Genomic DNA, 8,329 nt, shown 5'->3' on the forward strand with positions numbered 1-8,329 from the left:
GGGAGCGCGGGCGGGGCCGTCGGTCAGTGACGCTCCTCGAGGCCCACGGCCTCGCGGAGCCGGCGCACCGAGGCATGCAGGTCCTCCGAGTCGCCGGCCTGGTGGGCCATCAGGTCGGAGAGGGCCTCGGCGATGACGTTCAGCTTCTCCTGTGACGTCTCCTCGGCGCGCCGTCCGGCGTTCTGCAGCAGGACCAGCAGGAGCAGCGACAGGATCGCTGAGCCGGTGTGCAGCCCCAGCTCCCATTTGGTGGTGCTGCCCCACAGCGGCTTGCTGGCCGCCCACAGCGCCAGGGAGACGACGATGACGCCGAAGAAGGGCGCACGGCTGATGCGCTCGTTGATCGCGTCGACGAACTTCTCGAAGCCGGCGCGGCCGGTCGGGCTGCGCCGGGACTCCGCGGCGGGATTGTTGTCCATGTCCGGAGGCTATGTCAGCGGGCGGGGGCCAGATAGCGGCACGTGTGGTGCGGCTCGAACCCGAGGGCGTCCCAGAACGCCAGTCCCGCGGCGTTCACGGTCTCGACGTGGAGCCACACGGTGAGCGCGCCCTGCTCCGCCCCCCAGTCGAGGAGCTCCGCCAGCACCGCGCTCGCCAGGCCGCGCCGGCGATGGGCCGGGTCGACGGTCACGCCGTAGACGCCCAGCCAGTCGCCGTCGAGGGTGGCCTGCGCCTCGGCCATCGGGTCACAGCCCGTGCCGACGGCCGCCAGCGCGCGCGGGCCGGTGACGGTGAGCTCGACCTGGTGTCCCTCGGGTCGCGAGCGTCCGAGGGCGCGTCGGACACGCGAGAGCCCGGCGAGCCGGAACTGGGCCTCGCCGTACCCGAGCGGGCGCCAGCCGCTCGCCCGCGCCTCGTCCTCGACGGCCGAGCCAGCTTCCACCTGGATCAGCGGGTCGCGGGAGCGTCGCTCGTAGAACGCGATGACGTCCTGGAGGGCGTCGTGGACCGGACGCCCGGGATCGCCGATCGCCAGGCACGAGTTGGCCCGCTTGCGCAGCACCTCGCCCGGCACCGTCTGGCAGCGCAGCTCCCACTCGCCCAGCGGCAGCCGCTCCAGCGCCGGCCACAGGCTCGCGGTACGTGCCTCGGCCTCGCGCACGCCGACCCGTTGGCGCACCGACGGGCGCGGCGGCACCGGCTTGCCCGACACGATGTCGGCCACCGGGATCCGCACCGGCTCGCCGCTCTCGGGCTGCACGACGCAGGTCCCGTCCGCCCAGGACAGGCAGACGCCGAGCAGGTCGGTGAGGGCCGGTCCGCCGGTGGGCCCGGTCTCGCCCCGGATGAGACGGCGGACGACGACGCGCCGCCCGACCACATGGGGGCCGAGAAGATGGTGTCCCACATCGGGGGGTCCTGGCGCGTCGGGCACGACGGGGATACTAGGCTGAGCACCGACACGAAACGCTTTCGTGTCGAGCATTCGCGCTCGTGGTCTCAGGAGGAATCGATGACCTACATCATCTCGCAGCCCTGCGTCGATGTGAAGGACCGTGCGTGCGTCGACGAGTGTCCCGTCGACTGCATCTACGAGGGCAAGCGGATGCTCTACATCCACCCCGACGAGTGCGTCGACTGCGGCGCCTGCGAGCCGGTCTGCCCGGTCGAGGCGATCTTCTACGAGGACGACGTGCCGGAGGAGTGGAAGGACTACTACGACGCCAACGTGAAGTTCTTCGACGACCTCGGCTCGCCCGGTGGCGCGGCCAAGATGGGCGAGATCGACAAGGACGCCGACTACATCGCCGCCCTGCCGCCGCAGAACCAGGACCACTGAGTCCCCTTGTCGGTGGTTGAGATCGGCACCGTCTCGGGCCGGCTGCCCGACTTCCCCTGGGACAAGCTGACCCAGTACGCCGAGCAGGCGCGCGCCCACCCCGACGGGATCGTCGACCTGTCGATCGGCACGCCGGTCGACCCGACACCCGAGGTGGCGCGCGCGGCGCTGAGCGCGGCCGTCGACGCGCCCGGGTACCCCCTCACGGTCGGGACGCCCGAGGTGCGCCGGGCCGTCGTCGACTGGCTGGCCGGCACCCACGGGGTGACCGGCCTCGGTCCCGACCAGGTCCTGCCGCTGATCGGCTCGAAGGAGTTCATCGCCTCGCTGCCGACCTTCCTCGGCCTCGGTCCGGGCGACCTGATCGGCTACCCGGCCCTGGCGTACCCGACCTACGAGGTCGGCGCCGCGCTGGTCGGCGCGAAGGCGGTCGCGACCGACGCGCTGACCACCTTCGGGCCCGAGACCCCGAAGCTGCTCTGGGTCAACTCGCCCTCCAACCCCTCGGGACGCGTGCTCCCGAAGGAGCACCTCAAGAAGGTCGTCGACTGGTGCCGGGAGCGCGGGGTGCTGCTCGTCTCCGACGAGTGCTACCTCGACTGCGTCTGGGAGGGCGAGGCCCACTCCGTCCTGCACCCCGACATCTGCGGCGGCTCCGCCGAGGGGATCCTCGTCGTCCACTCGCTGTCGAAGCGGTCCAACCTCGCCGGCTACCGCTGCGCGTTCGTCGCCGGCGACCGCGACGTCATCGCGGAGCTCCTCGCGGTCCGCAAGAACCTGGGCCTGATGATGCCCGCGCCCCAGCAGCACGCGATGGCCGCGGTCCTCGGAGACGAGGCCCACGTCAAGGAGCAGCACGAGCGCTACCGCGCGCGTCGTACGACGCTGCGGGCGGCGCTGGAGTCCGCCGGCTACACCATCGAGCACTCCGAGGCGTCGCTCTACCTGTGGACCACCCGCGGCCCCGACGGCCCCGGCTGCTGGGAGCTCGTCGCCGAGCTCGCCGAGCGGGGCATTCTCGTCGCTCCGGGCGCGTTCTACGGCGCGGCCGGCTCGCACCACGTCCGGGTCGCGCTGACCGCGACCGACGAGCGCGTCGCCGCGGCGGCCGCCCGCCTCACGGCTCGGTAGCTACGCGGGGACCGAGTTGCGCCGAACTCACCGTCGAGTTGCCCCGAACTCACCGTCGAGTTGCCATGTGACGATCAGGAAGCGGCAACTCAACGGTGAGGAAGTGGCAACTCGACGGTGAGGAAGCGGCAACTCAACGGAAGACGTCGATGTGCACGTGGTCGCGGTGCTCGAGGACCGACCGGTCGCCCGAGGACGACGGCGGGTCGTAGTCGCGCCAGCCCTCGCGGCCGGCGGTCCAGATCCGGTCGTCGAAGATCACGGTGCGGATGCCGAGCCGGGAGGCGTTCGCCACCGACCAGTGCGCGATCGCCCAGCCCTTCGTCCTGTTCGCCTTGCCGATGGGGCGGACGAACACGTCGATGGCGCGACCGTCGTAGTGCGCGGAGCCCTCCATGTGGCCGGTGGACACGCCGTCCGGGTCGAAGCCGCCCAGCGTGAGCCGGCCGAAGCGGGTGAGCAGTTCGGTGCGCACCGCGTCCGCGCGCGGCGTCAGCCCGCTCGCCACCAGCTCGGCGTCCGCCGTCGGGGCGCCGCCGGCGAGGTCGCAGCTGAAGGTCGCGGGGGAGTGGCCGGTCAGCGCGGACGCCAGCGCTCGGCCGTCGGGCTCGTGGTCGGCGTACGCGTCGGGGAAGGCCGAACGCTGCACCCGCTGGGCCGCCACGGTGATCTCCATGGTCTCGTAGCCGTCCACCTTGACCAGCGCGTCGAAGAAGGCGTTGGCCGAGTAGACCGGGTCGAGGATCTGCTTGCGGGTGCCCCATCCCTGCGAGGGCCGCTGCTGGAAGAGGCCCAGCGAGTCGCGGTCGCCGTAGTCGATGTTGCGCAGCTTCGACTCCTGGTAGGCCGTCGCGAGGGCGATCGAGGTCGCCCGGGCGGGCAGTCCGCGGCGTACGGCGACCGACGCGATCAGGGCGGCGTTCTCGGCCTGCTCGCCGCTGACGTCGACCGTGTGGTCGGCAACGGTGACGGTGCAGTCGCCGCTTGGCCCGCCGACCAGCTCGTCGGTCGCGCGGAGCACCACGATGCCGACCGTCACGGCGGTCGCCAGCACCGCGATGGCCGCGGCGATGCCCCAGAGCCTTCGTCTCACGGCACCCAGTCTGCGCGGGGCCTGGTGATGACAGGCTCAGTTCGCGTGGAGGGCCGCGTTCAAGGCGATGCCCTCGCCCTGCCACGGGACGGCCTCGATCGCGCCGGACACCGAGTTGCGGCGGAAGAGCACGTTGCTGGCGCCGGACAGCTCGGCGGCCTTGACCACGCGCGAGTCCTTGCCCGGCTCGAGCACGGTGACCTTGGTGCCGGCCGTGACGTAGCAGCCCGCCTCGACCACGCAGTCGTCGCCGAGGGAGATGCCGATGCCGGCGTTGGCGCCGAGCAGGCAGCGCTGGCCGACGGAGATGACCTGCTTGCCACCACCCGACAGGGTGCCCATGATCGAGGCGCCTCCGCCGATGTCGGAGCCGTCGCCCACGACGACGCCGGCCGAGATCCGGCCCTCCACCATCGAGGTGCCGAGCGTGCCGGCGTTGAAGTTGACGAAGCCCTCGTGCATCACGGTCGTGCCCTCGGCCAGGTGGGCGCCGAGCCGGACCCGGTCGGCGTCGGCGATCCGGACGCCCGACGGGATGACGTAGTCGACCAAGCGCGGGAACTTGTCCACGCCGTACACGGTGACGTGCTGTCCTGCGGCCTTCAGGCGCGCCCGGGTGAGCTCGAAGCCCTCCACCGCACACGGGCCGGCCGAGGTCCACACGACGTTGGCCAGCAGCCCGAAGATGCCGTCGAGGCTCTGCCCGTGCGGCGCCACGAGGCGGTGGGAGAGCAGGTGCAGGCGCAGCCACACCTCGACGGTGCCCGCGGGCGCGACGTCGAGGTCGGCGATCTCGACGAGGTCGACCTTGCGGGTGACGCCGCGCGCCTCGTCGCTGCCCTCGAGCGCGACCAGCTCGGCGGGAGCCTGTGCGTCGGCGGGCCTCTCGCCCAGCGCGGGGGCGGGGAACCAGCTGTCGAGGACGGTCTGGTCGGCGGCATAGGTGGTCAGGCCGAAGCCCCAAGCGGCAGTCACGTGAGGAGATTCTAGGTGCTCCTCGGAACCGTCGGCCGTGCGGCACCGTCCGACGGACATGGCCTGCGTACCCCGCCTGTTGCTCGCCCCCCTGCTGCTTGCCGCCCTGCCCCTGGCCGGCTGCGGAGACGACGGGCCGGTGCACCTCGAGGTCACCGTCCAGGACTGGACCGGCTGGTCGAGGGAGCAGCCGGCGCCGGTCGTCACGACCCACGACGTCTCCGAGGGAGGGACGTTCACCGTCGAGGTGATCGGCGACGAGGAGGTGGTGGTCACCGTCGTCCAGGTCGACGGCGAGGAGGTCGCGCTGGAGATCAGCGAGCCGATGACAGCGGACGGGAGGATCCGCGAACCCCGCACGGAGTTCTCGCTCGACCGCGACGGCTCGGTGACGTTCGGCACGCCCACGTTGGACGGAGGTACGACGGTCACCGTCGCGGAGAGGTGACCTACAGCCGGGGGTGGTCTGGGCGCGATCGGAGCAGCACGCCTGTCGCCAGCGCCCCCGCGCCGCAGGTGAGCAGCACCAATTGGGGGCCGGCGGGCTCCGGGTGCTCGGGGGTGACCGGGGCCCAAGTGCCTGTCCAGAGCAGGAAGAAGGCGAGCAGCACGGCGGTTGCGCCGGCGGCCACGAGCAGCCAGCGGGTGAGCGCCGGTCGTGCGGCAGCGACGGCCAGGAGGACCAGCCCCAGGAGGGCCGCGGCCACGTAGGGCAGCCCAGGGCCCCAGGTGACGCCGCAGACCGCAGGGTCGTACTCCGGGTGCCCGTCGCTGCAGACGGGCGCGAACCCGTGGAGGAGCACCTCGTTCACCGCGGTCACGCCCGCCCCGAGGGCCAGCGCGGCCCCAACCAGCGCCGCAACGGTGCGGGCAGGCGTCATCGGAATGCTCATCGAGACACGCTAGCTGCTGGACAACCCCGACCGCAGGAGGTTCAGCCTTCCGCCAGGATCGCGAGCTGGCGGGACTGGGCGATCAGGCGTCCGTCCTCGTCCCACAGCTCGACGTCCTCGTCGTGGTAGCCGGCGATGACATGTCGTGCGACGACGTGGCCCAGCGTCCACACCGTCCCGGTGGGACGGCGGCGGTAGTGGACCGTGAGCTGGATGGTCGCCGAGGCCAGCTGCCCGATCTCGGCGGTGGCCGGCGGGAAGGCGTCGACCAGGGCCCCGGCCAGCAGGGCGTCGACGGGGCGCTCGTCGGAGGTGCGGATCCAGCAGATCGACTCGGTGCTGCCGGACGGCTCGCCACGGAACCAGCCGGGCACCGTGGGCGCGCGGTACCGGTAGCGCTCGAGGATCGGCATCATCCCGGCCGGGATGAGGGCGCTCACGTCGGCGCAGTCCTCCGGGCGCGGCACGGCGGGCGCCGCGTGCGGGGTGTGCTCGACCGATCCGGCGGCGTCCCAGTCGTGGGTGCTGACCACGGCGTGGGCGATCTCCTTGCCGTCCTGCACCAGCACGGCGTCGTACGTCGACACCCGGCGGCCCTTGCGGACCTCGCGCACCCTGATGTCGGCCGGTCCGGGGACGGCCGGGCGGAAGTAGGTGACCGCGATGGTCAGCGGATCCGGGTGCGCGGACTCCCGCAGCGTCGCGTGCTGCAGGAGGGCCAGGATGTAGCCGCCGTTGGGTGTTCCGTTGGCCGTGTGCCAGTCGGCCGTGACCTGGACCCGGTGGACGCCGTCGCCGAGGGGAGTCGACGCCACGGCGTCGTCGAGGAGGTGGCTCACCGGACCATCCTCGCTCACTCCCCGGTGACGCCGTCGATGCACTCGCGCAGCAGGTCGGCGTGCCCGCAGTGGCGGGCGTACTCCTCGACCATGTGCAGCAGGATGTCGCGGATGCTGGAGGTCTCGGTGCCCTGGCGGAAGGTCACCACCCTGCCGAGACCCCCGTCCCTCTGCCCGTCCAGCCACGCGTCGGCGAGGGCGACCTGCTCGCGCCACGCGGCCCACGCCTCGGTCACGGCCGCCTCGGTCGGCTCCACGACGGCGAACCCGGCGTCCCCGTCGTCGTAGATCCGATCGTCCTCCACCTCGACGAGCGCGCGCTGGAACCAGAAGTGCTCGACCCGCGCCAGGTGCCGCACCAGGCCCAGCAGGCTCATCGAGCTCGGCGGCACCGAGCGCGTCGCCATCTGCTCCGGGGTCAGCCCGGCGCACTTGCGCTCCAGGGTCTCGCGGTAGTGGGTCAGGTAGTCGCGCAGGTTCGCCAGCTCGCCGGTCATGGACCCACCGTAGGACCGGGTGCTATCCGGTTTCCCGTACGACGCCCGCTCGCCGTACGCTGGGAGCAGCAGCGTTCGAGCCGTCATCAGCGGCGAGCTCCGGGAAGAACGGGTTTCGACAAGCTCAACCACCGAAACCTCAGTAGAACCCGGCGGGCAGGCCCGTCACAGCCGTGAACGAAGTGGTCCCCGAGCGGGACAAGCAGGGTGGTACCGCGGTCCTGAGGATCGTCCCTGGGTTTCGACAAGCTCAACCAACGAAATCCGAGACGCAGGAGACCGAAGCCCGATGACCTATCCGAAGGTCACCACCGACCCGACCGCCGGCCCGACCTCCGACCACCGCGCCGTCCCGAGCTCGCCGCGCTTCCCGCGCATCGAGGAGGGCGTGCTCGCCTACTGGGCCGAGGACGACACCTTCCGCGCCTCGGTCGAGCAGCGCGACCCGGGCGCCAACGGTGAGAACGAGTTCGTCTTCTACGACGGCCCGCCGTTCGCCAACGGCCTGCCGCACTACGGCCACCTGCTGACCGGCTACGTCAAGGACATCGTGCCGCGCTACCAGACCATGCGCGGCAAGCGCGTCGAGCGCCGCTTCGGCTGGGACACCCACGGTCTGCCCGCCGAGCTCGAGGCGATGCGGCAGGAGGGCATCAAGACGACCGACGAGATCGTCGAGATGGGCATCGACAGGTTCAACGACGCCTGCCGCGCGTCGGTCCTCAAGTACACCGGTGAGTGGCGCGACTACGTCACCCGCCAGGCGCGCTGGGTCGACTTCGACAACGACTACAAGACCATGAACCCCGAGTTCATGGAGTCGGTGCTGTGGGCCTTCAAGAGCCTCTACGACCAGGGCCTGGTCTACGAGGGCTTCCGCGTCCTGCCCTACTGCTGGAACGACGAGACGCCGCTGTCCAACCACGAGCTGCGGATGGACGACGACGTCTACCAGACACGGCAGGACCCGGCGGTCACCGTCGGCTTCTCGATCACGACCCCGGGCGACTTCGAGGGCGCCAAGCTGCTGATCTGGACCACCACGCCCTGGACGCTGCCGAGCAACCTCGCGGTGATGGTCGGCTCCGAGATCGACTACGTCGTCGTCGAGCGCGACGGCG

The 8,329-nt window shown here is 71.6% G+C and carries 11 protein-coding genes; 4 read left to right on the top strand and 7 right to left on the bottom strand.

Annotated elements, in window-relative coordinates; genetic code table 11:
- Positions 1–23: 23 nt before the first annotated feature.
- Positions 24–419: a low affinity iron permease family protein gene (locus tag FHP29_RS17415; RefSeq protein ID WP_139624127.1), complete on the bottom strand. Its 396-nt coding sequence runs from the start codon at positions 417–419 to the stop codon at positions 24–26.
- 14 nt (positions 420–433) lie between these two features.
- On the bottom strand, positions 434–1,375 hold the full coding sequence (locus tag FHP29_RS17420) for a GNAT family N-acetyltransferase (RefSeq protein WP_139624128.1): 942 nt from the start codon (positions 1,373–1,375) through the stop codon (positions 434–436).
- A gap of 78 nt (positions 1,376–1,453) precedes the next feature.
- On the opposite strand from FHP29_RS17420, the gene fdxA reads away from it, so the two are divergent.
- Positions 1,454–1,780, top strand: a complete 327-nt coding sequence (gene fdxA / locus FHP29_RS17425) for a ferredoxin (protein WP_139624129.1) — start codon at positions 1,454–1,456, stop codon at positions 1,778–1,780.
- Positions 1,781–1,792: 12 nt separating this feature from the next.
- Complete coding sequence (dapC, locus tag FHP29_RS17430; protein ID WP_420813442.1) at positions 1,793–2,911, top strand: succinyldiaminopimelate transaminase; 1,119 nt, start codon at positions 1,793–1,795, stop codon at positions 2,909–2,911.
- A gap of 133 nt (positions 2,912–3,044) precedes the next feature.
- Here dapC and FHP29_RS17435 read toward each other — a convergent pair whose 3' ends face one another.
- Positions 3,045–4,004 (bottom strand): VldE C-terminal domain-containing protein, encoded by a 960-nt coding sequence (locus FHP29_RS17435; RefSeq protein WP_240044568.1) that lies wholly within the window; start codon positions 4,002–4,004, stop codon positions 3,045–3,047.
- A gap of 36 nt (positions 4,005–4,040) precedes the next feature.
- Entirely contained in the window at positions 4,041–4,979 is a 939-nt protein-coding gene (gene dapD, locus FHP29_RS17440; RefSeq protein WP_205014220.1) for a 2,3,4,5-tetrahydropyridine-2,6-dicarboxylate N-succinyltransferase, read from the bottom strand.
- A gap of 58 nt (positions 4,980–5,037) precedes the next feature.
- On the opposite strand from dapD, the gene FHP29_RS17445 reads away from it, so the two are divergent.
- Positions 5,038–5,427 carry a hypothetical protein gene (locus FHP29_RS17445; RefSeq protein WP_139624131.1) on the top strand — a complete coding sequence of 130 codons (390 nt, stop codon included), beginning with the start codon at positions 5,038–5,040 and terminating at the stop codon, positions 5,425–5,427.
- Position 5,428: 1 nt separating this feature from the next.
- Here the strand turns inward: FHP29_RS17445 and FHP29_RS17450 are convergent, their stop codons facing one another.
- Genes FHP29_RS17450 through FHP29_RS17460 form a run of 3 tightly spaced genes read right to left on the bottom strand, consistent with a single transcriptional unit; the run spans position 5,429 to position 7,208 of the window.
- Positions 5,429–5,872, bottom strand: coding sequence for a hypothetical protein (locus FHP29_RS17450; protein WP_139624132.1), 444 nt, complete (start codon positions 5,870–5,872; stop codon positions 5,429–5,431).
- Between the two features lie 41 nt (positions 5,873–5,913).
- Positions 5,914–6,711 (bottom strand): acyl-CoA thioesterase, encoded by a 798-nt coding sequence (locus FHP29_RS17455; protein WP_158296615.1) that lies wholly within the window; start codon positions 6,709–6,711, stop codon positions 5,914–5,916.
- A 14-nt stretch (positions 6,712–6,725) separates the two neighbouring features.
- Positions 6,726–7,208, bottom strand: coding sequence for a DinB family protein (locus FHP29_RS17460; protein WP_139624134.1), 483 nt, complete (start codon positions 7,206–7,208; stop codon positions 6,726–6,728).
- A gap of 289 nt (positions 7,209–7,497) precedes the next feature.
- On the opposite strand from FHP29_RS17460, the gene FHP29_RS22875 reads away from it, so the two are divergent.
- A partial coding sequence (locus FHP29_RS22875) for a class I tRNA ligase family protein (protein ID WP_275669457.1) occupies positions 7,498–8,329 on the top strand: 832 nt, incomplete at its 3' end.

It is taken from the genome of Nocardioides albidus, assembly GCF_006335005.1.
GTDB classification, from domain to species: Bacteria; Actinomycetota; Actinomycetes; order Propionibacteriales; family Nocardioidaceae; genus Nocardioides; species Nocardioides albidus.

Excerpts from the sequence above, each read along its gene's own strand:
- FHP29_RS17415 (WP_139624127.1), bottom strand. The coding sequence starts at position 419 with ATGGACAACAATCCCGCCGCGGAGTCCCGGCGCAGCCCGACCGGCCGC.
- fdxA (WP_139624129.1), top strand. The coding sequence starts at position 1,454 with ATGACCTACATCATCTCGCAGCCCTGCGTCGATGTGAAGGACCGTGCG.
- FHP29_RS17445 (WP_139624131.1), top strand. The coding sequence starts at position 5,038 with ATGGCCTGCGTACCCCGCCTGTTGCTCGCCCCCCTGCTGCTTGCCGCC.
- FHP29_RS17450 (WP_139624132.1), bottom strand. The coding sequence starts at position 5,872 with ATGAGCATTCCGATGACGCCTGCCCGCACCGTTGCGGCGCTGGTTGGG.
- FHP29_RS17460 (WP_139624134.1), bottom strand. The coding sequence starts at position 7,208 with ATGACCGGCGAGCTGGCGAACCTGCGCGACTACCTGACCCACTACCGC.